This window comes from Xanthomonas arboricola, assembly GCF_002940665.1.
GTDB lineage: Bacteria > Pseudomonadota > Gammaproteobacteria > Xanthomonadales > Xanthomonadaceae > Xanthomonas > Xanthomonas arboricola_B.
In genome coordinates this window covers 990,064-1,015,054 of sequence record NZ_MIGY01000001.1, presented here as the reverse complement: position 1 = coordinate 1,015,054, position 24,991 = coordinate 990,064, and the positions used below count along the sequence as shown (strand labels likewise).

Here is a 24,991-nt window from a genome sequence, read left to right as displayed (position 1 = left end):
GCCCTGGCGTGGCATCCGCAACGCGGGGTGGTCGCGTTGCGCGGGAGCGCCGCACCCGATCGGCCGCACAAAGTCCGACGCGCGCTCTACCGCGTCCGGCCAGCGGCGTGTGTCATGGCGCGTCATATCTCTATGCAAATCTGTAATTTTTGTTAATCGATCGCGCATGGCCCACTGCAAAACCCCCATTCATGGATGCCGTGCGTGAAGCGCCCGATGCCTTATCTGCTGTCTGCTGCCGTTCTGTCGGCGCTGATTCCCCTTGCCCATGCCGACGACGCGACACCCGACACGGGCAAGACCCTGGCCACCGTCAGCGTCACCGGTTCCAATATCAAGCGCACCGACAGCGAAGGCCCGAACCCGGTGCAGGTGATCGACCGCCAGCAGCTGGAGCAGTCCGGCAAGGTCACCGTGGCCGACGCGCTGCGCTCGATCTCGGCCAACACCGGCAACGCCACCAACGAAACCACCAACAACGGCTGGGCATCCGGCTCGGCAGGCATCGGCCTGCGCGGGCTGTCGCAGAAGAACACCCTGGTGCTGCTCAACGGACGCCGCCTGGCCAACTACGGCTTTCCCGCCAATGGCCTGGGCGACACCTTCGTCAACCTCAACGCATTGCCGCTGGTGGCGGTGGAACGCATCGAAGTGCTCAAGGACGGCGCCTCTGCCGTGTACGGCTCCGATGCGGTGGCCGGCGTGGTCAACATCATCACCCGGCAGGATTTCCAGGGCGCCGAGCTGGGTCTGAGCGGCGGCACCTCCGATCAGGGCGGCATGGATACCCAGCGTGCCAAGTTCATCGGCGGCATCGGCGACCTGGACCGCGACGGCTACAACATCCTTTTCAGTTTCGACGCCTACAACCGCGACCGGCTGGATCAGGATCAGCGCGCGCTGACTCGCTCGGGCATCTACACCGACCTGCCCGGCGGGCGCTGGAACGGCTGGTCGGCCAAGGGCGCGCGCTATCTGGTCGGCGGCCGCTCGGTGCCGATGCTGGATGCGCAAGGCAATTGCCCCAGCGGCACCGTGCTGACCGCCAGCGCGCCGATCGACGGCCTGGCCGGCGACACCTGCGGCTTCAACCAGGCCCCGTTCACTACGCTGATTCCCTCGACCAAGCGCTATCAGGCCTACACCAACGCCACCTTCCGGCTCAGCGACAATGTCGAGGCGTTCGGCGAGGCGCTCTACAGCGAGGTCAAGGGCGTGTCGATCTTCGGCTCCAGCCCGTACTTCACTCTGGAAGGCGGCCGCTTCGCCTTGAACGCCAGCAGCGGGCTGGCCGAGCCGGTGTCCAACCTGCTGCCGGCCTCCAGCCCATACAACCCGTACGGCGCCGCGGTGCCGATCGAATACACCTTCTTCGACCTGGGCCAGACGGTCAAAACCAATCGCTCGCAGTCCTACCGCTTTCTCGGCGGTGTGCGCGGCAAGACCGAGCGCTGGGATTGGGAGGCGGCTGCGTTCACCGCGCGCAGCACCGAGCACGAAACCGTGTCCGGTGGCTTCGCCAACCGCTTCACGCTGGCGCAGGCGCTGGCCGACGGCAGCTACAACCTGCTCGACCCGTCCGCCACGCCGCAGTCGGTGATCGACGGCATCAACCTCAGCACGCTGCGCCCGGCGCAATCGACCTTGCGCGGCGTCGATGCCAAGGTGTCCGGCAACCTGTTCGAGCTGCCGGCCGGCAGCGTCGGGTTCGCTGCCGGCGCCGAGTGGCGGCAGGAAGAGCTGGTCTCGCGCAATCCCTGGCAGATCGACCAGGGCCTGCAGATCCGCCCCGCAATTGCCGCGGTGGATGGCGAGCGCCGGGTGTCGGCGCTGTATGCCGAGGTCAACCTGCCGCTGCTGCGAGCGCTGGAACTGCAGCTGGCCGGGCGCGGCGATCACTACAGCGATTTCGGCGAGGCGTTTTCGCCCAAGGCCAGCCTGCGCTGGCAACCGCTGGACGCCGTGCTGGTGCGCGCGGCCGCCTCGCGCGGCTTCCGCGCACCGTCGTTGTCGGAGAATGCGGCCAGCACGAATATTTCCTACGGCTCGGTGGTCGACCCGTTCGATCCGGACGTGCCGGGCTCGCGCCAGAACCCGACCTTCTTCACCGTCGGCAACACCGCGCTCGAACCCGAGCGCACGCGCAGCTACAACCTGGGCGTGGTGCTGTCGCCGTGGGCCGATACCAGCCTGAGCGTGGACTGGTACAAGATCGAACTGGAGAACCTGGTCGGCACCGGCAACAACGCCACCATCGTGCAGAACAACGACCCGGCCGACGTGATCCGCAACGAGCGCGGCACCCTGGTGGCGGTGTACAACCGCTACCAGAACCTCAGCGAGCTGACGACCTCGGGGATCGATGTCGAACTGCGCCAGCGCTGGCGCACCGAGGCGGCCGGCAACTTCGGCCTCAATACCGCCTACACCCATGTGCGCGATTACCGCCGCCCCACCGTGGTCGGTGGTCCGTTGCAGGATTACGCCGGCAGCAATCTCGGCCCGTCGCTGCCACGCAACAAGGCCACCACCACGCTGGACTGGAACCTGGGCACCGTCAGCGCCGCACTGACCTGGTACTACACCGGCGGCTACGACCAGAAGGCCAGCGCCGCGGCCACTGCCGTGCAGTCGCGCGTGGGCGACTACAACCAGTTCGACCTGTATCTGGGTTACACCGGCATCGACAAGCTCACCCTGTACGCCAAGATCGAGAACCTGGCCGACAAGCAACCGCCGGTCGACGCCTCGTTCCCGGGCATTCGTGCGCCTTACGACTTCACCCAGTACGACCTGCGCGGGCGTTATTTCACCGTGGGCCTGGACTATCGATTCTGATCGGCACACGCACGGCCCATGCACGCCCGTGCGATGGTGCGTGCGTGCTCCAGAGTGCTGTCTCAACCCAATCGCCGTTCGCCCCCGGACAATTTCCAAGGAACTCCGATGACGTCTTCGCCGCATGCCTGGCTGCTCGCCCTGGCCTTTGTCGCACCTTCCCTCGCCGCCCAACCTGCTGCCCAAGCCGTCGCGCTGCCGGGTTACGACGCCGCTGCCGCACAGGCGCAGCGCGCGCTGGAAGCGCGTTTCGATAGCGGCCTGAAGGACGCCGATTATCGCGGCTGGTTGAAGCAATGGGCGTCGGCGCCCAATCACGTTGGCTCGCCGCACAACCTGGAAAACGCCCGCGATCTGCAAAACCGCCTGCGCGGCTACGGGTGGGATGCGCGCATCGAGACCTTCGAGGTGTTGTGGCCCTCGCCCAGGAGCTCGCAGCTGGAATTGCTCGGGGCCAAGCCGTATGTCGCGCGTCTGAAGGAGCCGCCGCTGCCGGGCGACAGCACCTCCACCCAGACCGAGAACGTGCTGCCGCCGTATGTGATCTACGGCGGCAACGGCGATGTCACCGGCGATCTGGTCTACGTCAATTACGGCATCGCCGAAGACTACGAAGCGCTGGCGCGTAACGGCGTGGATGTGCGCGGCAAGATCGTCATCGCCCGCTACGGCAAGGGTTGGCGCGGGCTCAAGCCGCGCTTGGCGCAGGAGCATGGCGCCATCGGCGCGATCATCTATTCCGATCCGCGCGACGACGGTTATTTCCAGGATCGGGCGTATCCGGATGGCCCGGCGCGCAATCAGTGGAGCGTGCAACGCGGCTCGGTTGCCAATTTCGCGATCTATCCCGGCGATCCGCTGACCCCGGGCGTCGGCGCCAGCAAGGGCGCCAAACGCCTGAAGATCGACCAGGCCGGCAGCGTGTTGAAGATCCCGACCCTGCCGATCAGTTGGGGCGACGCGCAGCCCTTGCTGGCCGCGCTGGGCGGGCCGGTGGCACCGGAGGACTGGCGTGGCGCGCTGCCGATCACCTACCGCATCGGCGGCGACGACACCGCGCGCGTGCATCTCAAGGTGGACGCGGAGTGGGGCAGCAAGACCATCTACAACGTCATCGCCACCCTGCGTGGCAGCGAGTATCCGGACCAGTGGGTGGTGCGCGGCAATCACCGCGACGGCTGGGTGTTCGGTGCGGCCGATCCGCTCTCGGGTACCACCGCCTTGCTGGCCGAAGCCAAGGCAATCGGCGAGCTGGCCAGACAGGGGCAGCGCCCCAAGCGCACGCTCGTCTACGCCAGTTGGGACGGCGAGGAGGCCGGCCTGCTCGGCTCCACCGAGTGGGCCGAACAGCACGCCGACGAACTGCGCCGCAAGGCGGTGCTGTACGTCAACACCGACGGCAACGGGCGCGGCTTTCTCAATGCCGGCGGCAGCCATGCGCTGCAACGCCTGGTCAACGGCGTGGCGGCGGACCTGCGCGACCCCGACAGCGGCGTGAGCGTGCTCGAACGGCAACGCGCCCGTGCCCGCATCGACGCGCTGGCACCCACCGCCAAGCCGGCGCAAAAAGACATCGCCAAGCAGCTCGCGGCCGGCGGCGACGTGCCGCTGAAGGCACTGGGCTCGGGCAGCGACTACAGCCCGTTCCTGCAGCATCTGGGGCTGACCACGCTGGATCTGGGTTATGGCGGGCAGGGCGGCGGCAGCGGTGTCTATCACTCGCTGTACGACTCCTACGATTATTTCGCGCGCTACATCGACCCGGACTTCAGCTATCTGCCGCTGTTGTCGCAGACGGTCGGCCGCACGGTGCTGCGCGTCGCCAACGCGCCGGTGTTGCCGCAACGCTTCGGCGACTTTGCCGACGCGGTAGCCGGCTACGCGCAGGAGCTCAAGCAGCAGGCCGACAGCGACCGCACTGCCGCCCGCACCCAGGCCGCGTTGTTGCAGGCCGGTGCCTATACCGCGGTCGATAACCCGAACCGGCCGCAACGCGCCCCTGAGCCGAAAGCTGCGGTGCCGCAGATCGACTTTGCCGCACTGGATCAGGCCATTAGCCGCCTGCAAACCAGCGCCAGACGCTATGACGATGCACTGGCATCGCGCGGCGGCGCATTGGATGCACGCGTGCGCGGCAAGCTCAATGCCTCGCTGCAGCGCATCGATCAGACCCTGCTGGCCGAAGGCGGTCTGCCGGGACGGCCGTGGTACCGGAACCTGATCTATGCACCGGGTCTGGCCACCGGATACGAGGTCAAGACCTTGCCCGGCATCCGCGAAGCGCTGGAAGACCGGCGTTGGGAGGATTTGAGCGCCTACATCGTGCAGACCGCCGCGGTGCTGGACCGGTATCGCGAGGCGATCGATCGCAATACCGCGTTGATCGAAGGCTAGGGGCGTGACGGATTGCGTCGAAGGTTGACGCGCAGTCGCGTTTGCACCGCATCGTCCGCATCGCCTGTGCAGCGCCCACAAAAAAGCCGCCCCGAAAGGCGGCTTTTTTTCAGTTCAACGCAGAGCTGGGCGCCGGTCGCACTGGCGCCCTGGCGTCAGCGCGTGCCGCCCGGACGCTGACCGCCACGGCCACCATCGCGACGGCCTGCACCGGCACCGGCGGCAACCCCGGCCTGACGCGGACCGCCGCTGCGCTGGCCACCCGGCTTCTTCGGGCCGGCATGCGCATGCGCCTGACGCGGTGCATCGCCATGCGGACGACGGGCGTGGCTCTTGCGCGGGGCGCGATCGCCACCCGGCTGCTCGGCACGACCCGGCGCGCTGTTGCCCCAACGGATCGGGGTCTGCGGCTCGTAGCCCGGCACGTCGCGGATTTCCACGTCGCGGCCGAGCATGCGCACGATCTGGCGCAGCAGCTTGGCTTCGTCCTGCGCCACCAGCGAGATCGCCTCGCCGGTGGAACCGTTACGGCCGGTGCGGCCGATGCGGTGCACGTAGTCCTCGGCCACCATCGGCAGGTCGTAGTTGATGACCTTGGGCAACTGGTCGATGTCGATGCCGCGCGCGGCGATATCGGTGGCCACCAGCACGGTCACGCGGCCGGCCTTGAAGTCGCTCAGCGCGCGCATGCGCTGACCCTGGCTCTTGTTGCCGTGGATCGCCGCGGTCTTGATGCCGGACTTCTCCAGGAACAGCGCCAGCTTGTCGCTGCCGTGCTTGGTGCGTGCGAACACCAGGGTCTGCTCGCGGCTGTCCTGCGCCAGCAGGTGCAGCAGCAGATCGCGCTTGCGTGCGCCATCGACCGGGTGCACGCGGTGGGTGATGCTCTCGGCCACGGTGTTGCTCGGGGTGACCTGGATCTGCATCGGGTTACGCATGAACTCCAGCGCCAGCTGCTTGATGTTCTCCTCGAACGTCGCCGAGAACAGTAGGGTCTGACGGTCCTGGCGCGGCAGCTTGGTCAGGATGCGCTTGATCGACGGCAAGAAGCCCATGTCGAGCATGCGATCGGCTTCGTCCAGGATCAGCACTTCGATGCCGGACAGGTCCACGCTGCGACGCTCGATATGGTCGATCAGCCGGCCCGGGCAGGCGATCAGCAGGTCCACGCCGCGACGCAGCGTGTCGAGCTGGTTGCCCATGCCCACGCCGCCATAGATCACCGCGCTCGGGATGCGCAGGTACTTGCTATAGCCGCGCAGGCTGTCGTGCACCTGGGTGGCCAGTTCGCGGGTGGGGGTCAGGATCAGCGCGCGCGGCTTGCGCGGGCCGTTGACCGGCTGCGGCGAGGTGCCCAGGTGCTGCAGCAGCGGCAGGCCGAACGCAGCGGTCTTGCCGGTACCGGTCTGTGCGCCGGCCAGCAGGTCATGCCCTGCCAACACCAGCGGGATCGCCTGCTGCTGGATCGCGGTGGGGGTTTCGTAGCCCTGCTCGGCCAACGCGCGCAGCAGGAAGGGCGCCAGGCCCAGGGATTCAAAAGACATCGGAAAGCTCCAAGTAAAGCGTCGCCGCCAGGACAGGCCCGGAGCGCAAACGCATTGCAGATGCAAAAAAGTGAGGCTCGGAGCGTTCCCGTGAACCGCGCTGCGAGATGGTGGAACAACCCAATCTAAGGAGCGATGGGTTTGTCGGCACCACGAAAGACGTCGGGTGGGGCGGGCGAGCGGATCGATCGATCCTGGCCTCGCCGGCTGTCCCTAAGGGAAACGGACGGCCGCATGCAGACCGGGCCAGTGTACGCGCGTTTGGCGCGCTGCACAAAAGGCGAGTGGATCGGTTGGGCTGCGGGTCAGTTGTTTCAGTTGCAACCACTAGTGCGGCAGGCCGTACAATCGACCGATCAGCCACAGCACAGGACGGTCATGAAGCTAGGTTCCCTGAAGGAAGGCGGCCGCGATGGCTGCCTGATCGTGGTCGCGCGCGACCTGCGCACCGCGGTCCGCGCCACCGGCATCGCGCCGACGCTGCAGCGCGCGCTGGAAGACTGGAGCAATCTCGCGCCGCGCCTGAACGCCTTGTCGGCCTCGCTCAACGAAGGCAGTGCCGATGGCGTGTTCGATCTGGATCTGCAGGCGCTGGCCGCGCCGCTACCGCGTGCCTACGAGTTCGTCGACGGCAGCGCCTACCTGCCGCATGTGGAGCGCGTGCGCCGCGCTCGCAACGCCGAGGTGCCGGAGAGCTTCTACACCGACCCGCTGATGTACCAGGCCACCAGTGCCGGGTTTTACGGCCCGCGCGATGCGATCAAGGTGATCAGCGAAGACCACGGCATCGATCTGGAAGCCGAACTGGTGGTGATCACCGACGATGTGCCGATGGGGGCCTCGCCCGAGCAGGCCGCCGCGCATATCCAGCTGGTCGGCCTGGTCAACGACGTGTCGCTGCGCAATCTGATCCCGGCCGAGCTCGCCAAGGGCTTCGGCTTCGTGCAATCCAAGCCGCGCTCGGCGCTGTCGCCGGTGTTCGTCACCGTGGATGAGTTGGGCCAGGCATGGCGCGACAACAAGGTGCATCTGCCGCTGGTCACCCACGTCAATGGCGCCTGGTTCGGCGCGCCGGAAGCCGGTGACGACATGCAGTTCGACTTCGCCCAGCTGATCGCCCACGCCGCCAGGACCCGGCCGCTCTCGGCCGGCACCATCGTCGGCTCCGGCACCATCGCCAACCAGGACACCACGCTGGGCGCCTCGTGCTTTGCCGAGCAGCGCGTGGTGGAAACCCTGCGCGACGGCACCCCGAGCACGCCGTTCCTGTCCTTCGGCGACGTGGTGCGGATCGAGATGTTCGCTGCCGATGGCGCCAGCATCTTCGGTGCGATCGAACAGCGCGTCGAACGTCAGCCGCTGCCATGACATCGGCAAGGGCGCCTGCACAACACCGCACGCGAGGCCGGGCATGAGCGCGCCACTTGAACTGTTCTCGTACTGGCGCTCCAGCGCCGCGTATCGCGTGCGCATCGGCCTGCACCTCAAGGCGCTGGCCTACCTCGCGCATCCGGTGCATCTGCTGCGCGACGGCGGCGAGCAGCATGCACCGGCCTATGCGCAGCTCAACCCGCAGGAACTGGTGCCCACGTTGCGGCATGGCGCGGTGGTGATTCCGCAGTCGCTGGCGATCCTGGAATATCTGGAAGACGCGTTTGCGGACAGTACGCAGCTGCTCCCCGCCACACCGGCCGCGCGTGCCCGCGTGCGTGCCCTGGCGCAGGTGATCGCCTGCGATGTACATCCGCTCAACAATCTGCGTGTCACGCAGTTCTTCGAGCGCGAATGGCAACTGGATGCCGCGCAACGCCAGCAATGGACGCGTCACTGGATGCAGCGCGGCTTCTCCGCACTGGAAGCACAGTTGGCCAACGACGCGCAGACGGGCGAGTTCTGCCACGGGGACAGGCCGGGCCTGGCCGATTGCGTGCTGATTCCGCAGCTCTACAACGCGCGCCGTTTCAACGTCGATCTGACGGCGTATCCCACCCTGCAACGCATCGAACAGGCCTGCCTGGCAGTGCCGGCGTTCGACGCCGCGCGGCCGGAAATGCAGGCTGACGCGGCAGTGTAGAAGCGGGGAGTTGCCGACCGCATCTGCCCTTCGGCAGCCTCCCGCAATGTTAGAGGGCACGCCAAGCCATCGACGCGCGTGCGGACCCTGACGCTCACGCCGGTCTACTGCAGGTCGCTGATCTGCGGCCGCGCTGCAGGGCCCTTGCCCGCCCACCATCGCGGGACACGCTGCAAGTACGTCCTTGTAAGCTCTTACGCGGCATCCATGCCACGTAAGGTCCCGCGACGGCGAGCGGGCAAGGACCAGTCGAGATGGTCGGTGTGCAGGGTTGCAAACAAGGCAGGATGTGCGTTTTTTGAATAACGCAGCGTCGGATCAGCTTCGCAACGCGAGGCGATCAGTCTGCAGGCTTTCAAAAAAGCTACCGATTAACTCTTTGGTGCGGTGTCCTCGCCGATTGCGGGACCGTGTGGCGGCATGGATGCCGCCACCGAGCCCCCAGGGACGGGTTTACGGCGTGTCCCGCGAGCGGTGAGGGCACCGCGCCCTCGACCCACTCAGCGTTTGAGCTGGGCTTCTGGCTGCATCCACCAAAATGCGGCCTACAAAACCACTGCGCTCACCGCCCGGCGGCCGCACGCTAAATTTTGTTGGTCGCTCTAAACAAACCCGTGGCTGATCTTCGGCGCCGCTGCCGTTTCGTAATCCGCATACGGGTCGTGCTCGCCGGAGCCGCCTTCGGACAGGCGGAACTTCAACGCCAGGCCATCGCGCGAGTCGGCCGCGCGCAGCGCTTCCTCCTGCTCGATCTCGCCGGATTTGACCATGCGGAACAGGCATTGGTCGAAGGTCTGCACGCCTTCTTCCAGCGACTCTTCCATTGCCTGCTTGACCTCGTGCACCTGGCCGCGGCGCAGCAGGTCGCGGATCATCGGCGTGTTGAGCAGCACTTCGGTCGCCGGCCGGCGGCGTCCGTCCACGCCCTTGACCAGGCGCAGCGACACCACGGCGCGCAGGTTCAGCGCCAGGTTCATCAGCACGTTCTTGTGCGCGCTCTCGGGGAAGAAGTTGAGGATGCGCTCGATGGTCTGGTCGGCATTGTTGGAGTGCAGCGTCGCCAGGCACAGGTGGCCGGTCTCGGCAAAGGCGATCGCCGCCTCCATGGTCTCGGCATCCAGGATCTCGCCGATCAGGATCACGTCCGGCGCCTCGCGCATCGCGTTCTTCAGCGCGCTCTGGAAGGCGTGCGTGTCCAGGCCCACCTCGCGCTGGTTCACGATCGACATCTTGTGCCTGTGCAGATATTCGATCGGATCCTCGATGGTGAGGATGTGCCCGGTGGTGGTGCTGTTGCGATGGTCGATCATTGAGGCCAGCGAGGTCGACTTGCCCGAGCCGGTCGAGCCGACCACCAGCACCAGCCCGCGCGGGGTCATGATGACGTCCTTGAGCACCTGCGGCAGGTTCAGCTCTTCGATGCTGGGAATCCGGCTGCGGATGGCGCGGATCACCATGCCCACCTCGCCGCGCTGCTTGAACACGTTCACGCGGAAGCGCCCGGCGTCTGACAGGGCGATGGCCATATTGAGTTCCAGCTCGCGCTCGAACTGCGGGACCTGGCCTTCGTCCATCAATGAATAAGCGATTTTCTTGACCATTCCCGGCGGCAACCCCGTATTGCCGAGCGGGTAGAGCTTGCCTTCGATCTTGATGTACACCGGTGCGCCGGTGGTCAAGAACATGTCCGAGGCATTCTTTTCGGTCATCAGCTTCAGGAAGTAGCCGATATCCATGCGCAATGGTTCCCCAACAAACGGCAGCGTCTCGTTGCAAGTCCGCCGCAGGCTTCCGACAATGGCCGTGCTCGAGACTTCTCGCTACGGCTCCCCTAATGACGGCTAGCTTCGCATACTTGCGGCGATCCCTGTATGGCATCGCCTGTTTCATGGTTCTTTCCTCTCCTGCTGCCGCCCAGGTGGCACCGGAGCTCACCGCCGCCGAACAGGCCGTGCAACGCGCCACCCAGGCCGATGCCGACCAGTACGCCCCTGATCTGGTCAATCTGGCCCGCCAGGAACTGATGCAGGCCCAGCAGGCTCAACTGGACAAGCGCCAGCGCAAGCAGGTGCCACAGATCGCCTTGCGCGCAGCGGCCGACGCCGATCTGGCCAAGGCGCGCAGCGAAGAGGCGGTGGTCACCGCCCAGCTGGAACAGCGGCGCAAGGAAGTGGCGCAACTGCAGAACAGCCTCAACACCGGGGAGGCCGGCCGATGAAACTGCGTCCGCTTCTCTATCTAGGTGTACTGAGCCTGGGCACCCTGCCGTCGCTGGCAATGGCGGCCAAGGACGACCCGCAGGCCGACGCGCTCAACCGGCGCCTGGCCGCGCTGCAGAACGACCCGCAGACCAATGAACTGGCCCGCTTCGAGCGGCTGCAGGCGCAGCAGAGCGTGGCGGCGCTGGCCGAGGCCAAGCGGCGCGACCGCGACGAGCTGGTGTTTTTGGCCGACCGCCGGGTCGAAATCGCCGAACTCACTGCCCGCACCGCACTGGCGCGGCGTGAGCTGGATCGATTGGAAGGCACTCGCAACGACCTGCTGATCGAAGCCAGCCGCCGTGACGCCTCGCGCGCGCGCCAGGAAGCCGAGCGTCTGCGCGTGCAGGCGCAGATCCAGGCCGAGGAGGCCGAGCGCATGCGGCAGGCGGCCGAACAGGAGACCCTGGCCCGCCAGGACGCCGAGCTGGCGCTGACCAGCGTGGCCGGCAAGCAGACCGCCAAGCTCAATGCGGCCCAGCAAAAAGCGGTGCAGCTGGCGCATGAAGAAGCCGAGCTGGTGGCCGGAGCCAAGTTGCCGTCCGCCAAGTTCGACAGCCGCGGCGAAGTGTTTTCGCTGGGCAGTGGCGCCTTCGGTGGCAAGGCCGCGCTGTCCGGCGATGCCGCGGGGCAGGCCAAGGCGCTGGCCGAGTATCTGAACATCGGCAAGAAAGGCCGGGTCAGCATCGTCGGCTACGACAGCGATGCGGCCACCGCCAAGAAGCGGGCCGAAGCGTTACGCGACGCCTTGGTGGCTGCCGGTGTTGCCAGCGCACGGCTGCAGGTCAATGGCACCAAGGCCGCCGCCAGCAAGACGCGCGCTGCCGAGGTGGTTGTCTCGCCGTAATGCAAGTGGTTGGAAGTTAAGGTCTTTTAACCCGGGCATGACGCCCGGTTGAACCGCGGTCACTGATTGAGGCAGGGAACGGCAAAAGCAGCCGTTCTGGCCTTGAACCCCCTCCGCGACCGGCGTAGGGTCGTACTCCCGGGCAGCACTCCGCTGCCTGGAAGTACGGAGGGCCGGGCCAGTGACGCAAGGGCACGCATCAACGCAATTCGGTGGACAGCTTTTTGGTTCCGCCAGTGCGCTTGCCATTGTGATCCGCGAGTCTTCCATCCCCAAGCAGCGCCCCGTGCCGCCCGCGGCCGGGGCGTTCTTGTTTTAAGTGTTTCAAGTGAAGGAGGTAACGCCATGTTCGAAGGGCAACCGCAGACCGAAATCGACGCATTGGTCAAGTCCGATCCCGAGTTCAAGCAGCTGTACCAACGCCACAAGCTCTTGAACAAGAAATGCATGGATGCCGAACTCGGGGTGCTCCCCATCGACGACGTAACCTTGGGCCAGATGAAGCGCGAGAAGTTGCAGGCGAAAGAAAAGCTCACCCGGATGTACGACCAGCTCACCCACTGATCCTTCCCCACCGCTAGAACAAGTTCACCGCCGCGGGCGGTGGCGGCCTCCTCGTCGGCTTGCCACCGTCCGCGTCTTTAATTTGCGCATCTGCGTGTCACGCGCCTGGCAGCAGGGCGCGATGCCCGTCTGGCGACCGCGCAGTCAGGCCGGTGGTAGTGACGCAGCGCTGGCTGAGCCCGCCCGTTCACGGGCCGGCGCGATCGGTTCCAGTCTGAATGAGCATTCCCCAGCCGTTCGTCGGATAATGGGCGGCCAAGCCCCGCGCGACGCAGTGACGATATTCCGATGGCGATCCATTCCTCCGTACTCGAACTGATCGGCAACACGCCGATCGTCAAGGCACAGCACCTGGACACCGGCGTCTGCGAGCTGTTCCTCAAGCTGGAGGCGGCCAACCCCGGTGGATCGATCAAGGACCGCATCGGCCTGTCGATGATCGAGGCGGCCGAACAGCGCGGCGACCTCACCCCGGGCGCGACCCTGGTCGAAGGCACCGCCGGCAATACCGGCCTGGGTCTGGCACTGGTCGCCCAGCAGAAAGGCTACCGGTTGATCCTGGTGGTGCCGGACAAGATGAGCCGCGAGAAGATCTTCAACCTCAAGGCCATGGGCGCCCAGGTGGTGCTGACCCGGTCGGACGTGGCCAAGGGCCACCCGGAGTACTACCAGGACCTGGCCGCCAGGATCGCCGCCGAGACCCCGGGCGCTTACTTCATCAACCAGTTCGGCAACCCGGATAACCCGGCTGCGCACGAATTCGGCACCGGCCCGGAAATCCTGGCGCAGATGGACGGCGATCTGGATGCGATTGTGTTCGGCTGCGGCAGCTCCGGCACCATGACCGGCCTGTCGCGCGCCTTCGCCACCGCCTCGCCGCACACCGAGCTGGTGCTGGCCGACCCGGTCGGCTCGATCCTTACCCAGTACATCGAAGAGGGCACGGTCAGCGAGAAATCCGGCAGCTGGCTGGTCGAAGGCATCGGCGAGGACTTCCTGCCGGACATCTCCGATTTTTCGCGGGTCAAGAAGGCCTATTCGATCACTGACGCGGAAAGCTTCCACACCGCGCGCGAGTTGCTGGCCAAGGAGGGCATCCTCGGCGGTTCGTCCACCGGTACCCTGCTGGCCGCCGCGCTGAAGTATTGCCGCGAGCAGACCACGCCCAAGCGCGTGCTGGTGTTCGTCTGCGATACCGGCAACAAGTACCTGTCCAAGATGTACAACGACTACTGGATGCTGGACAACGGCTTCCTGGAGCGCCCGCAGCACGGCGACCTGCGCGACCTGATCCTGCGCCCGTACAACAAGCGCGACACCGTGGTGGTCGGGCCGAAGGACCTGCTGACCACCGCCTACCAGCGCATGAAGCTGTACGACGTCTCGCAGTTGCCGGTCATCGATGACGGTGAGCTGGTCGGCATCGTCGACGAGAGCGACGTGCTGTTGCATGTGTACGGTGACGAGGCGCGCTTCCGCGACCCGATCTCCACCGCCATGGTCAGCAAGCTCGATCGCCTGGATGTCGCCTCGCCGATCGAAGCGCTGCTGCCGGTGTTCGACCGCGGCCAGGTCGCCATCGTCATGGACGGCAACCAGTTCCTCGGCCTGATCACCCGTATCGACCTGCTGAACTACCTGCGCCGCCGCGTGCAGTGATCGCAGGCAGGGTCGGGTAGCGCCGCGCGCCCGGATGAGACGCGCGGCACCGGCCATTCAGACCTGCTTGCTACAATCCGCCACTTTTTCCGGGAACCTCCATGTCCAATCGCACCACACCCAGCCACGATGGCGAGCGCGAACTCTCGCTCGCCACGTTGGCGATCCATGGAGGGCAGTCGCCGGACCCCAGCACCGGGGCGGTGATGCCGCCGATCTACGCGACGTCCACCTATGCGCAGTCCAGCCCGGGCGAGCACCAGGGCTTCGAGTATTCGCGTACCCACAACCCCACGCGCTTTGCCTATGAGCGCTGCGTCGCGTCGCTGGAAGGCGGCACGCGTGCGTTCGCGTTCGCCTCCGGCATGGCCGCCACCTCCACGGTGATGGAACTGCTGGACGCCGGCAGCCACGTGGTGGCGATGGACGACCTGTACGGCGGCACCTTCCGCCTGTTCGAGCGGGTGCGTCGCCGCACCGCCGGCCTGGATTTCAGCTTCGTCGACCTGACCGATGCGGCCGCCTTCGAAGCCGCGATCCGCCCCGACACCAAGATGGTGTGGATCGAGACCCCGACCAACCCGATGCTCAAGCTGGTCGATATCGCCGCCATCGCCGCGATCGCGCGCAAGCACGGCCTGCTGATCGTGGTCGACAACACCTTCGCCTCGCCGATGCTGCAACGCCCGCTCGGCCTGGGCGCCGACATCGTCGTGCACTCGGCCACCAAGTACCTCAACGGCCACTCGGACATGGTCGGCGGCATCGCGGTGGTCGGCGACAACGCCGAGCTGGCTGAGCAACTGGCCTTCCTGCAGAACTCCATCGGCGGCGTGCAAGGCCCGTTCGACAGCTTCCTCGCGCTGCGCGGCCTCAAGACCTTGCCGCTGCGCATGCGCGCGCATTGCGAGAACGCGCTGGCGCTGGCGCAATGGCTGGAAACCCACCCCGCGATCGAGAAGGTGATCTACCCCGGCCTGGCCTCGCACCCGCAGCACGCACTGGCCCAGCGCCAGATGTCCGGCTTCGGCGGCATCGTCTCGATCGTGCTCAAGGGCGGCTTCGACGCGGCCAAGCGTTTCTGCGAGAAGACCGAACTGTTCACCCTGGCCGAATCGCTCGGCGGCGTGGAAAGCCTGGTCAACCATCCCGCCGTCATGACGCATGCCTCCATCCCGGTGGCCCGCCGCGACCAGCTTGGCATCAGCGATGCGCTGGTGCGGTTGAGCGTGGGGGTTGAGGATGTGGGGGATTTGCGGGGGGATCTGGCGCAGGCGCTCGAGGCATCCAGTTCTCCATGACCGCGTCGCCGCAACGTCAGGGCATCTCTGCTTCCTGGCGGACCGGGCTTGCAGGACTGCGCATGCAGTCATGGATACGCCAGCAGCCGTGGCTGCAGCGCATCTATCGATTGTTTCCGTGGGGCCTGCGCGCGCGCGTATCCGCACTGCTCTCCGCCCGTGCCAGGGTGCAAACGCGCTTTCAGAGAACGGAGGCCTGGGACCTGGCACTGCAGGGCTGCGACGAGTCTTTGCAGCTGGAAAACAGCGGCGCCTTGCCTGCAGTCGAATCGGCAGCAGGAGTCAATATTCTCGGCTATATCCGTGGCGAATTCGGGTTGGCAGAGAGCGCCAGGATGTACGCGCGGGCACTCATCAACGCAGGGGTGCCGGTGTCGTTGTATGACCTGGAAATGGGGCTGCCACACTCCTGGCAGGAACGGAGCATGGACGGCTTTATCGACCAGCGCATGCCGCATCGGGTCACGATCGTCTTCGTGAACCCCGACTACCTGGAGGCCGCGTTCGAGCATGTCGGTCGCGCGCGCATGCAGGGGCATTATGTGATCGCCTGCTGGTTCTGGGAGCTGGAAGTGATCCCGCCGAGCTGGTTGAGCGCGGTCGGACTCGTGGACGAGATCATGGTGGCCTCGCGATTCATCGAAAACGCCTTCCTGCAGATTACAGACAAGCCGATCATTCGGCTGCCTTTGCCATTGTCCGACAGGCGCGATAGCGGGCTGCAGCGGCATGACTTCGGGCTCGATGCAGACAAGTTCGTCTTTCTTTTCACCTTCGATTTCCATTCCTTCGTCGCCAGAAAGAACCCGCAGGCAGTTGTGCATGCCTTCCTGCAGGCGTTCCCACGCAGTCGTGACGACGTTTGCCTCGTGCTGAAGTCAAGCAATGGGCATATGTATCCCGAACACATGCGTGAACTCCTCGCACTCGTGGTCCAGGATTCGCGAATCCTGTTACGTGATGAAGTGATCGACAACGCGCATGTGCGTGCGCTCCAGCGTTGCTGCGATGTGTATGTCTCGCTGCATCGTGCAGAAGGTTTCGGACTGGGGCTGGCCGAGTGCATGTCGCAGGGCAAGCCCGTCATCGCGACCGGATGGTCCGGCAATATGGAATTCATGACCAGTCGTAACTCCTGTCTTGTAGAGTACGATTTGGTCGCCGTTGCAGGCCGGTACCCCGATTCAGACGGCGCCAGCTGGGCCGAGCCGCGGGTTGAAAGCGCAGCTGCTGCCATGCGGCGCCTCGCCGACGATCCAGCACGCGCGCGCGCGCTCGGTGAGGTGGCGAGGGACGACATTCGCCTGCAACTTTCCCCGGACACTGCGGCGCGGCAACTGATGGCGCGGGTTGCGGAAGTAACCGAAGTCATGGACTGACCGCGCCGGTGACGGCGTAACCTCATTCATGGGCATGCAGCGATCTGTGTGCAGCGGCTTCAACAAGGTGCTGAACGATTTCAGAGGTAGCAACGTTGGACATGATCCGGTCCGTATGGGCCTTCCGTTATTTCATCCTCTCGTCAATCAGGAACGATCTGCGACTGCGTTTTGTGCAGAGCAAGCTGGGCGCGTTGTGGATGATCATCCATCCGCTCATGCAGGTACTGATCTTTGCGACGATCCTCTCTGAGGTCCTGGCGGCCAAGTTGCCGGGCGTCAACAACAAGTTTGCCTACGCACTGTACCTGATGGCCGGAACGCTGTGCTGGACCCTGTTCGCCGAATGCATTGGCAAGTGTGTTTCGTTGTTCGTAGATAACGGCAATCTGATGAAGAAGCAGGCCTTCCCGCGGATCTGCCTGCCACTCATTGCCGGTGGCACTGTCATGGTGAACAACCTTCTGCTGTTCCTGGCAATCATCATCGTGTTCGCGATCCTGGGGCATACCCTGGGGCCGCAGGCGGCCTGGCTGCCGCTGCTGATGCTGCTGACGCTGGCTTTCGCGATGTCGATCGGATTGCTGCTTGGCGTCTTCAATGTCTTCGTGCGTGACATCGGGCAGGTTGTGCCGGTCGTTCTGCAGGCGATGTTCTGGGTGACGCCTATCGTTTACACCATCGATATCCTTCCAGAGCAGACGCAGCAGCTGTTCAAGCTCAACCCATTGTTTCCGCTCGTTAGCGCATATCAGCAGGTTCTACTTTACGGGCGTTCTCCTGAGTGGATGGACCTGCTCCCATTGGCGGCGGCAACAATGGTGTTGGGCGCTTTGTCTCTCGTGGTTTTCCGCCGCGCAAGCGCAGAAATGGTGGATGCACTATGAGCGCAATGTTGACAGTGGAGGGGCTGGGGAAATCCTATCGTGTCTGGGGCAGTGAATGGCTGCGCGCCGCCCGCTGGTTCGGTCTGCAGGTCAAGCCACGGGAGGAGCACTGGGTTCTGAGGGATGTGGGTTTTTCAATTGCTGCCGGCGAGTCGATCGGGATCATGGGGCGCAATGGTGCCGGCAAAAGCACACTGCTCAAGCTCATCACGGGGACTTCCCAACCTACCGAAGGGCGAATCGTGCGTCGCGGGCGTATTGCCGCGATCTTGGAACTTGGCATGGGGTTCAATCCTGAGCTCAGTGGGCGGGAGAACGCGCGCCACTCCGCAGGCCTTATGGGATACGCGCGCGATCAGATCGATGCAGTGCTGCCACAGATCCAGGATTTCGCTGAGATCGGAGAGTACTTTGATGAGCCGGTGCGTACCTACTCCAGCGGCATGCAGGTGCGTGTTGCCTTCGCCGTTGCAACTGCTTTTCGTCCCGACATCCTGATTGTCGACGAAGCATTGTCGGTGGGCGATGCCTACTTCCAGGCTAAATGCTTCAAACGTATCCAGTCATTTAAGGACGAAGGCACGACCCTCATTCTCGTTAGTCATTCGGCTGGGGATATCGTCAAGCATTGCGATCGGGCAATCCTGATCAAGGAGGGCCGGGTTTATGCTGACGGACCATCCCGCGATGTTTCCAATCTTTATCTGGACGAGCTGTTTGGTCAGAAGCCTGTCTCACTCCAAACTGATACTAAGGACGCGCCGCAGGCGATGGCCGGCGGCAGCGAAGATGTATTTCACACCCGGCCCTACTACAACGCAAATGAGCACCGTTGGGGACATGGCGGCGCAAGAATCCTCGATTACGTGGTCGTCAGCGAAGGGCAAGAGTTTCCGCCGCGTCTGGAGAGCGGCTCAAGGACGGCGTTCTATGTGAAGATCGCGTTTGACCGCGATTTCGACAATGTTGTTCCAGGCTTTCTCATAAAAACGCTCGAAGGATTATTCCTGTACGGGACCAATTCCTTCCTGTCCAGTGAGGGGAGAGTGGGCATGACCGTCAAGGCTGGCGATGTGATCGTCTGCAAGTTCACCATGCCGCTGGACCTGAATGAAGCGAACTATCTGGTGTCGCTGGGCGTGTCCAGTGGCGACCCGTTGACCGAATTAGTGCCATTGGACAGACGATATGACTCCATCGTGCTCGATGTCGCTAGAGCCATGTTGTTCTGGGGAATGATGGACCTCAAGGCAGATTTCGAGATCGTGGAGGCATCTGCATGAGCCTCTGGCGCTTTCATATCAACTCAAAGACCAAAGAGTCATGACCGAATCAGAAAGTATTAGTGCGCTGGTAACGGCGCTGCCGGAAAAGTACCAGCCGATCTTCGGGCACTCGGAACTTTCGGAGGGGAGCTCGAGGGGGTGCGAAGATAGGCTCGTGCTGATTGCCCAGTGTGCGAAGCGAATGCAGGACTCGCTTGGGCGCCCACTTCGCGTGCTCGACCTTGGCTGTGCGCAGGGTTTTTTCTCCTTGAGTCTGGCAGCCGAAGGTCATAGGGTCCATGGCGTGGATTTCCTTGATCGGAACGTTGCACTTTGCCAGGCGCTCGCTGGTGCTAACCCTGCACTTGAAGCTACCTTCGAACACACAACGGTCGAGGATGTGATTGAGCGGCTCGAAGACAAGACATACGACCTAGTGTTGGGCCTGAGTGTGTTTCATCACCTTGTGCATGCTCAGGGTGTCGAACGTGTTCGCGGGTTGTGCCAAAAGCTTGCCGATTCAACCGAGGCAGGCATCTTCGAGATGGCCTTGCGCGAGGAGCCGCTCTATTGGGCTACCTCCTTGCCAAGCGACCCCGCGGAGCTGTTGGCAGGCTATTCCTTCACGCGGCTGCTGTCGCGGCAGGCGACCCACCTGTCGGCGATCGCGCGACCGCTATATTTTGTGAGTAGCAGGCTGTGGTATGTGGACGAGGTTGTTGGAAAATTCGATTCCTGGTCGGGGGAATCACACGTCCATGGTAGAGGTACCCATCAATACAGCAGGCGGTATTACTTCGGCGACGGCGTCTTTGTGAAAAAGATGACACTCGGCATGGGCGACCGTGCTGATATCAATCTTAAAGAATTCCATAACGAAGTCGATTTTCTGCGAAATCCCCCCGAGGGTTATCACGCTCCCAGGCTGATCGCAGCGCTGGACGACCGATCCGACCTTTTCCTTGCCAGGGAGATGATGAAAGGTCGCTTGCTGTCGGAGCTGATCGACGACGAAACGCTTTACGATGCCGATCGGATCGTATCTGAGCTGTTGGCTCAGCTGGTGGCGCTTGAGCGCGCAGGGTTGTATCACAACGATGTGCGCTGCTGGAACGTGCTCATGACACGGGACGGGCACGCCGTCCTGATTGACTACGGCGCCGTTTCTTCCGAGGCTACGGATAGCTCCTGGCTGGACGATCCGCTGCTGGCCTTTTTGATTACCGTCAAGGAGATTCTTGAACGCCACATAGTGCCTACCAGCCCGAGCCGTGAGCCGGCGTTGGATCTGATGTCGCTGCCTTTCCGGTATCGGAACGCATTCATTCGCTTGTTCGGGCAAGCACAATCGTACTGGACCTTTCAGGAACTTCAGGACAATCTGGCATTGCCTGAGTCGATATCCGATGAGGTGCCGGGATGGATGTCGATCTATCAGTACTTGCAGCGATCCCTGCGCACCTACAACGGATATGTGCGGGCGTTGTTTACACAGCACGAGCACGAACATGCCGCATTGATGGCAAGCGAGTCTGCGCTGGCGCGCGTACGCGACGAAGCGCAACAAGGTCAGGAGAAGCTTGTTGCGCTTAAGCTCGAGATCGAGATGGCGGCCAGCCGTTACCACGATCTGGAAGAAAACAGCCTGCGTATGGCTGAGTGGTCCAAGAAACTCGAAGAGCACGCGAAAGAACTCGAAGCGCGTGCAAAAGAGCTCGAAAAAAGCACCGGTCAGCTAAGTGGGCAGGTGAAGGTACTAGAGAGTCGGGCTCTGGAGGCCGAGGCGAGCAGAGACAGGTTCAGCGAACAAGCCGCCGAACTCAAGGCGCAGTCTGCAACGTTCGAGGTCAACAACCTGGAGCTCTCCCATCGCATCACCGAGCTTGAAGTTGAACTGGAAGAACGGCAGCGGGCGCGGGAGCTCGCGGAGTTGTTGGCGACCGATGTCAGCAGGCTAACTGCAGAGCGAGACCAGTTACAGGACGAGGTAGCTGAAAAGCAGCTTTCCAACGAACGCCTGGAAGCTAAGGTTGTGGAGCTCCAATCCAGTGTTGACTCCCTGCTGCAGAGGATCGAGCGCTCCGAAACATCCGGCGAACACGATCGGCGTCGGCTGAAGGAGCTGCAGGCCAATCTGTCGCAGCGCAATCAGGACGTGGAAACGTCGCGTGCTCGGGTTCGTGAACTTGAGTACATTGTCGGTGGGCTAGAGGGACTAATTGCGGAGTTCCATACCAGTCGCTCGTGGCGCGTCACCGCGCCGTTGAGATGGGTGACCACCAAGGTGCTCAGGCGTGATGAACCACCGGCACAGATAGTTCCCAGAAAGACGGAACCGACCAATGCCATCGCTTATGGCGAGGACCTGCCAAGTCCTGCTGATGCGGCGCTGGAGAAGCGGCTGGCCGCGCTCGACCAAATCGGGCGCCGAGTAAGGAAACCCGAGCAGTAATTCACGGAAGTCATCGCAGTGGCAAGGGCAATATCGAAAGGGGACCCAGTTTTGAAAAGAATTATCGTACTTGGCGCGCAAGTGCCGTTTGTTCGTGGAGGCGCCGAGCTCCTCAATGAAGAGTTGGTGCGTCAGATCAATCTGTGGGGCAAGCAGCGCCACGTCGTCGCTGAGCTGGTGCAACTACCCTACAAGTGGTACCCAGAAACCGAGATCCTCTCTGCGATGCTTTCCTGGCGGCTGCTGGACCTTAGCGAGGCCAATGGGCAGAAGATTGACTTGTGCATCTGCACCAAGTTTCCGACCTACGCAGCGTCGCATGCCAACAAGACGCTGTGGCTTGTGCACCAGCACAGGGTGCTGTATGACCTCGCACATACGCGCTTCGATCAGCCTCATTTGAGCAGCAGGGACTCTGCGGTACGCGATGCATTGCGCGTGTCGGACAAGGAGATGTTGTCTGACATTGATTCGCGGTTTACAATTTCCCAGACGGTTACCGACAGGCTGACGCAATATTGCGGGCTGTCTTCGGAAGTGTTGTATCCGCCGTCCAAGCTGGCGCCACACATCAAGTCGGGCGAATACGGGGATTTCGTACTGTGTATCGGGCGTCTTGAATCGATGAAGCGGCCGGACCTGTTGATCCGGGCGGCACAGCATGTACCACATGCAAAGGTCGTTATTGCCGGAACCGGTGCAAGTGACTACGCACGCTCACTAGCACCGCTGGTGCGCGAGCTGGGCCTGGAAAACAGGGTCGAGCTGGCCGGCTTTATCGAAGATGTCCGTTTGCTTGAGCTGATCGCCAATTGCCGCGCGGTGTTCTATTCGCCAGTCGACGAGGACTATGGCTTCGCGACTCTCGAAAGTTTCGCCGCGCATAAGCCGGTCATTACCGTTGATGATAGCGGTGAAGTGTGCCGTATCGTTCGGTCCACAGGCAGCGGCTGGGTGACCGCTGCGACACCGGAAGCCATCGCCGAGAGCCTGCTTGACTGCTATGCCAAGACACCCGCCCAGCTTCGCGTGCTGGCTGAGGAAGGACATCGCCTCAGCGAGACCATTACCTGGGACCGCGTGATCCGTCACCTCGTGGAGAGCAGGCTTTGAGTGCTCCGTTCCGAGTCGCAATGGTCGGGCCCCAGCCTCCTGACCGATCAGGCATTGCCGAGTACGCAGCCGGCCTAGTCGACATGCTGCGTGATTGCGGCCTGTCGGTTGAGACGGTCACCCTTGCGGATGTCGAGCAGAAAAGCGCGCCGCAGATCATTGCGGGTCTACGCGCGGCGGATGCCGTCGTGTATCAGATGGGGAACCACCCGACGTTCCACGGCTGGATGCTCCCCCTTATGGCGGCGGTGCCCGGAATCGTACATTTGCATGACCTGGTGCTTCACCATATGGCGGCTGGCGTATTGAGCGATGCAGGTCGATTGGACAGCGCTAGTTACGGTAGCTTGCTGGAGAAGTGGCATTCAACATCGCAGGTCAGAGCTGCAACGGTGGCTCTTCGTATCGGCACGCCGATATGGAGCCGTGGCCAAGTGGTTGATTATCCCCTTCATCAAGTCGCAACCCAGTATGCGACAGAAATAGTCGTGCATTCCCGGTACTCTGCGGACCGGATCGCAAAGGATTTTCCTTGGCTCCCCATCACGGTGGTGCCACAGCTCTATCCGATAGTTGCATCCCACCGCGTCCGCGGCCGGCTGAGTACCATTGCGCTTCTTGGCGGAGGTCAGGTAAACCGTCGCTTTGATTGGGTTGTGCAGGCACTTGCTATGATCGATGAGGCGTTGGACGAGCCGCTCACGCTGGAGATCGCAGGAGATGTCGAGCCTGCGGTGGCGAGCCAGCTTGAAGCGTTGACAGGACTGCGTAACGTTCGATTGATCAACCACGGCCGTGTCGACGACGAAAATTTCTGGAAGGTCTTCGAACGAGCCGACCTGATGATCGCCTTGCGACAGCCAACTATGGGCGAAGCGTCTGCTGTGGTCTCCAAGGCCATGCAGGCCGGGCTTCCGACAATCGTGTCCGACCATGGCTGGTATGCCGAGCTTCCCGGCTGTGTAAAAAAGATCGTTCCCGACAATGACTGTGTGATCGCGCTGGCGGAACTGCTGCTGCATCTAGCGCAGTATCCCGAGTCGTATGCTCGCTGGGCAGAGGAATGCGCCGATTCGGCAGGAAGACCTTCATTAGCCCCCATTGCTGCGGCGGAGCAGTATGCGCGGCTATTGCGGACCCATCGCGTCTTCTCCGATTTCCGCGATAGGGTGGGAGACGCGATAGCGAGCATGGGGGTGGACGCCGACTCCCCGCTCGGCAGCGAGCTGCAACGGATCGACATTCGCGCTGGCCTGAAGGGGGATCGCTGGGTGGATGCGGCGTTGGCAGTTCTTGACGACCAGAAGCTGGACTCGCATGCGCGGATCACCGGCGAGACGGTCGGGCCGTATCCTTATACAGAGCCCCTGCCTGACACGGCATTCCAAGGTTCCGCGGCCGTTGTTGACGCTGATATCAGCGTCGTGGAGGCTTCGAACGTGATTCCCCTACGCGTTCAGCTTTCCAATGAGGGAGACTTACCCTGGCTCAGCCCGTCAGACCACACGATCAAGCCTTTTGGAATATATCTGGGCTATTTCTGGCATTCTTCCGACCCGACGTTGGAGCGGGTCGAGCAGGCCCGTCATTTTCTGGAGGATGTAGTGCGCCCGTCTTCATCCGGTATCCATGAGATCATTATCCGTGCGCCTGACGTTCCGGGGGAGTATCAGTTGGAAATTGATCTCGTTCAAGAATCTGTCTGCTGGTTCAAGTACAAGGGCTTTACGCCTGCGCGGGCCAGCGTGCAAGTAGAGGCGGCCTCTCCATGAAAATCTTATCTATCCACGAAAAGTCCTCAATCATGAAAAAAATGAACAAATCCCCTCGTGTCGTTGGCGCAGCCATCGCGCTGGCTGCGGCGATCGTTGTTACTGGCTGCTCCAAGTCCCAGAACGACACCGTCCAGCCGGCAGCTGATACACAGCAGCCTGCGGCGGCGGCTCCGGAAGTTGAAGGCATCTCGGCGCCGATCCCGCAGGATCAAGTAGGCGCCCAATATGCCGTTTCGGCCGAGCCTGTGCTGGTTAAGAACGGTGAGATACTGAAAGTTGTGGTCAAGGTCACCAATACCGGAAAGGTCGCGGTCAACTCGAAGGGCAAAATGCCGGTCAACCTCGCGATCTCGCTGGTTGATGGTGCCGGTGCGATGGTAAAACAGGAGTTCGTACGCGCTACGCTGCCGCCCCAAGGTATTCCTGCTGGCGGATCTGCTGACGTCGTCGCTGAGGTCCCGGCCCAGGCCGTGGCAGGCAACACGCTGCGCTTCGGTCTCGTACAGGAGGCGGTCGCATGGTACAGCGACTACAAGATCCAGCCGCTGGACTACGGCCCGTTCAATAGCTGCGAAGATCAGGGCAAGCAGACCCTTTGCGGCAAGGATGGAAAGCCGCTCACTGCGCAGTGACGGTAACGC

18 protein-coding genes are annotated in these 24,991 nt (G+C 63.2%); 16 read left to right on the top strand and 2 right to left on the bottom strand.

Going from position 1 to position 24,991, the window contains the following annotated elements; all coding sequences use genetic code 11:
- Positions 1-216 precede the first annotated feature (216 nt).
- Both XarjCFBP7645_RS04315 and XarjCFBP7645_RS04310 read left to right on the top strand, forming a co-directional pair.
- Complete coding sequence (locus XarjCFBP7645_RS04315; protein ID WP_181126222.1) at positions 217-2,838, top strand: TonB-dependent receptor plug domain-containing protein; 2,622 nt, start codon at positions 217-219, stop codon at positions 2,836-2,838.
- Between the two features lie 108 nt (positions 2,839-2,946).
- Positions 2,947-5,232, top strand: coding sequence for a transferrin receptor-like dimerization domain-containing protein (locus XarjCFBP7645_RS04310; RefSeq protein ID WP_104536351.1), 2,286 nt, complete (start codon positions 2,947-2,949; stop codon positions 5,230-5,232).
- 155 nt (positions 5,233-5,387) lie between these two features.
- On the opposite strand, the gene XarjCFBP7645_RS04305 is transcribed toward XarjCFBP7645_RS04310, so the two are convergent.
- On the bottom strand, positions 5,388-6,776 hold the full coding sequence (locus XarjCFBP7645_RS04305) for a DEAD/DEAH box helicase (RefSeq protein WP_104536350.1): 1,389 nt from the start codon (positions 6,774-6,776) through the stop codon (positions 5,388-5,390).
- A gap of 309 nt (positions 6,777-7,085) precedes the next feature.
- Between XarjCFBP7645_RS04305 and XarjCFBP7645_RS04295 the strand changes: the two genes are divergently transcribed.
- Together XarjCFBP7645_RS04295 and maiA are read left to right on the top strand one after the other, a co-directional pair.
- A complete protein-coding gene (locus XarjCFBP7645_RS04295) occupies positions 7,086-8,144 on the top strand; it encodes a fumarylacetoacetate hydrolase family protein (RefSeq protein ID WP_181126221.1) in 1,059 nt (352 codons plus the stop codon).
- 43 nt (positions 8,145-8,187) lie between these two features.
- On the top strand, positions 8,188-8,850 hold the full coding sequence (maiA, locus tag XarjCFBP7645_RS04290; protein WP_104536348.1) for a maleylacetoacetate isomerase: 663 nt from the start codon (positions 8,188-8,190) through the stop codon (positions 8,848-8,850).
- A gap of 602 nt (positions 8,851-9,452) precedes the next feature.
- On the opposite strand, the gene XarjCFBP7645_RS04280 is transcribed toward maiA, so the two are convergent.
- Positions 9,453-10,586 carry a PilT/PilU family type 4a pilus ATPase gene (locus tag XarjCFBP7645_RS04280; RefSeq protein WP_166774023.1) on the bottom strand — a complete coding sequence of 378 codons (1,134 nt, stop codon included), beginning with the start codon at positions 10,584-10,586 and terminating at the stop codon, positions 9,453-9,455.
- 98 nt (positions 10,587-10,684) lie between these two features.
- Here XarjCFBP7645_RS04280 and XarjCFBP7645_RS04275 point away from each other — a divergent pair, with 98 nt between their 5' ends.
- The 12 genes from XarjCFBP7645_RS04275 (at position 10,685) to XarjCFBP7645_RS04220 (ending at position 24,982) form a co-directional block, all read left to right on the top strand.
- Positions 10,685-11,068 (top strand): DUF4398 domain-containing protein, encoded by a 384-nt coding sequence (locus tag XarjCFBP7645_RS04275; protein ID WP_039525328.1) that lies wholly within the window; start codon positions 10,685-10,687, stop codon positions 11,066-11,068.
- Complete coding sequence (locus XarjCFBP7645_RS04270) at positions 11,065-11,955, top strand: membrane protein (RefSeq protein WP_016900966.1); 891 nt, start codon at positions 11,065-11,067, stop codon at positions 11,953-11,955. The genes XarjCFBP7645_RS04275 and XarjCFBP7645_RS04270 overlap by 4 nt, the downstream gene beginning before the upstream one ends.
- 345 nt (positions 11,956-12,300) lie before the next feature.
- Positions 12,301-12,519, top strand: coding sequence for a YdcH family protein (locus XarjCFBP7645_RS04265; RefSeq protein ID WP_002814034.1), 219 nt, complete (start codon positions 12,301-12,303; stop codon positions 12,517-12,519).
- 288 nt (positions 12,520-12,807) lie between these two features.
- Positions 12,808-14,178 (top strand): pyridoxal-phosphate dependent enzyme, encoded by a 1,371-nt coding sequence (locus tag XarjCFBP7645_RS04260; RefSeq protein ID WP_104536346.1) that lies wholly within the window; start codon positions 12,808-12,810, stop codon positions 14,176-14,178.
- Between the two features lie 101 nt (positions 14,179-14,279).
- Entirely contained in the window at positions 14,280-15,479 is a 1,200-nt protein-coding gene (locus tag XarjCFBP7645_RS04255; RefSeq protein WP_104536345.1) for a cystathionine gamma-synthase, read from the top strand.
- A complete protein-coding gene (locus tag XarjCFBP7645_RS04250; RefSeq protein WP_104536344.1) occupies positions 15,476-16,858 on the top strand; it encodes a glycosyltransferase family 4 protein in 1,383 nt (460 codons plus the stop codon). The genes XarjCFBP7645_RS04255 and XarjCFBP7645_RS04250 overlap by 4 nt, the downstream gene beginning before the upstream one ends.
- Positions 16,859-16,959: 101 nt before the next feature.
- Positions 16,960-17,745 (top strand): ABC transporter permease, encoded by a 786-nt coding sequence (locus XarjCFBP7645_RS04245; RefSeq protein WP_166762985.1) that lies wholly within the window; start codon positions 16,960-16,962, stop codon positions 17,743-17,745.
- Positions 17,742-19,028 carry an ABC transporter ATP-binding protein gene (locus XarjCFBP7645_RS04240; protein ID WP_104536342.1) on the top strand — a complete coding sequence of 429 codons (1,287 nt, stop codon included), beginning with the start codon at positions 17,742-17,744 and terminating at the stop codon, positions 19,026-19,028. Before XarjCFBP7645_RS04245 ends, XarjCFBP7645_RS04240 begins: the two co-directional genes overlap by 4 nt.
- A gap of 40 nt (positions 19,029-19,068) precedes the next feature.
- A complete protein-coding gene (locus XarjCFBP7645_RS04235) occupies positions 19,069-21,462 on the top strand; it encodes a class I SAM-dependent methyltransferase (protein ID WP_104536341.1) in 2,394 nt (797 codons plus the stop codon).
- Between the two features lie 51 nt (positions 21,463-21,513).
- Positions 21,514-22,575, top strand: coding sequence for a glycosyltransferase family 4 protein (locus XarjCFBP7645_RS04230; RefSeq protein WP_104536340.1), 1,062 nt, complete (start codon positions 21,514-21,516; stop codon positions 22,573-22,575).
- A gap of 20 nt (positions 22,576-22,595) precedes the next feature.
- On the top strand, positions 22,596-24,347 hold the full coding sequence (locus XarjCFBP7645_RS04225) for a glycosyltransferase (RefSeq protein WP_104536339.1): 1,752 nt from the start codon (positions 22,596-22,598) through the stop codon (positions 24,345-24,347).
- Positions 24,344-24,982 carry a glycosyltransferase gene (locus XarjCFBP7645_RS04220; RefSeq protein WP_104536338.1) on the top strand — a complete coding sequence of 213 codons (639 nt, stop codon included), beginning with the start codon at positions 24,344-24,346 and terminating at the stop codon, positions 24,980-24,982. Before XarjCFBP7645_RS04225 ends, XarjCFBP7645_RS04220 begins: the two co-directional genes overlap by 4 nt.
- The last annotated feature ends 9 nt before the right edge of the window (positions 24,983-24,991 follow it).

Excerpts from the sequence above, each read along its gene's own strand:
- XarjCFBP7645_RS04315 (WP_181126222.1), top strand. The coding sequence starts at position 217 with ATGCCTTATCTGCTGTCTGCTGCCGTTCTGTCGGCGCTGATTCCCCTT.
- XarjCFBP7645_RS04310 (WP_104536351.1), top strand. The coding sequence starts at position 2,947 with ATGACGTCTTCGCCGCATGCCTGGCTGCTCGCCCTGGCCTTTGTCGCA.
- XarjCFBP7645_RS04305 (WP_104536350.1), bottom strand. The coding sequence starts at position 6,776 with ATGTCTTTTGAATCCCTGGGCCTGGCGCCCTTCCTGCTGCGCGCGTTG.
- maiA (WP_104536348.1), top strand. The coding sequence starts at position 8,188 with ATGAGCGCGCCACTTGAACTGTTCTCGTACTGGCGCTCCAGCGCCGCG.
- XarjCFBP7645_RS04280 (WP_166774023.1), bottom strand. The coding sequence starts at position 10,586 with ATGGATATCGGCTACTTCCTGAAGCTGATGACCGAAAAGAATGCCTCG.
- XarjCFBP7645_RS04275 (WP_039525328.1), top strand. The coding sequence starts at position 10,685 with ATGACGGCTAGCTTCGCATACTTGCGGCGATCCCTGTATGGCATCGCC.
- XarjCFBP7645_RS04270 (WP_016900966.1), top strand. The coding sequence starts at position 11,065 with ATGAAACTGCGTCCGCTTCTCTATCTAGGTGTACTGAGCCTGGGCACC.
- XarjCFBP7645_RS04265 (WP_002814034.1), top strand. The coding sequence starts at position 12,301 with ATGTTCGAAGGGCAACCGCAGACCGAAATCGACGCATTGGTCAAGTCC.
- XarjCFBP7645_RS04260 (WP_104536346.1), top strand. The coding sequence starts at position 12,808 with ATGGCGATCCATTCCTCCGTACTCGAACTGATCGGCAACACGCCGATC.
- XarjCFBP7645_RS04255 (WP_104536345.1), top strand. The coding sequence starts at position 14,280 with ATGTCCAATCGCACCACACCCAGCCACGATGGCGAGCGCGAACTCTCG.
- XarjCFBP7645_RS04250 (WP_104536344.1), top strand. The coding sequence starts at position 15,476 with ATGACCGCGTCGCCGCAACGTCAGGGCATCTCTGCTTCCTGGCGGACC.
- XarjCFBP7645_RS04245 (WP_166762985.1), top strand. The coding sequence starts at position 16,960 with ATGATCCGGTCCGTATGGGCCTTCCGTTATTTCATCCTCTCGTCAATC.
- XarjCFBP7645_RS04240 (WP_104536342.1), top strand. The coding sequence starts at position 17,742 with ATGAGCGCAATGTTGACAGTGGAGGGGCTGGGGAAATCCTATCGTGTC.
- XarjCFBP7645_RS04235 (WP_104536341.1), top strand. The coding sequence starts at position 19,069 with ATGACCGAATCAGAAAGTATTAGTGCGCTGGTAACGGCGCTGCCGGAA.
- XarjCFBP7645_RS04225 (WP_104536339.1), top strand. The coding sequence starts at position 22,596 with ATGGTCGGGCCCCAGCCTCCTGACCGATCAGGCATTGCCGAGTACGCA.
- XarjCFBP7645_RS04220 (WP_104536338.1), top strand. The coding sequence starts at position 24,344 with ATGAAAATCTTATCTATCCACGAAAAGTCCTCAATCATGAAAAAAATG.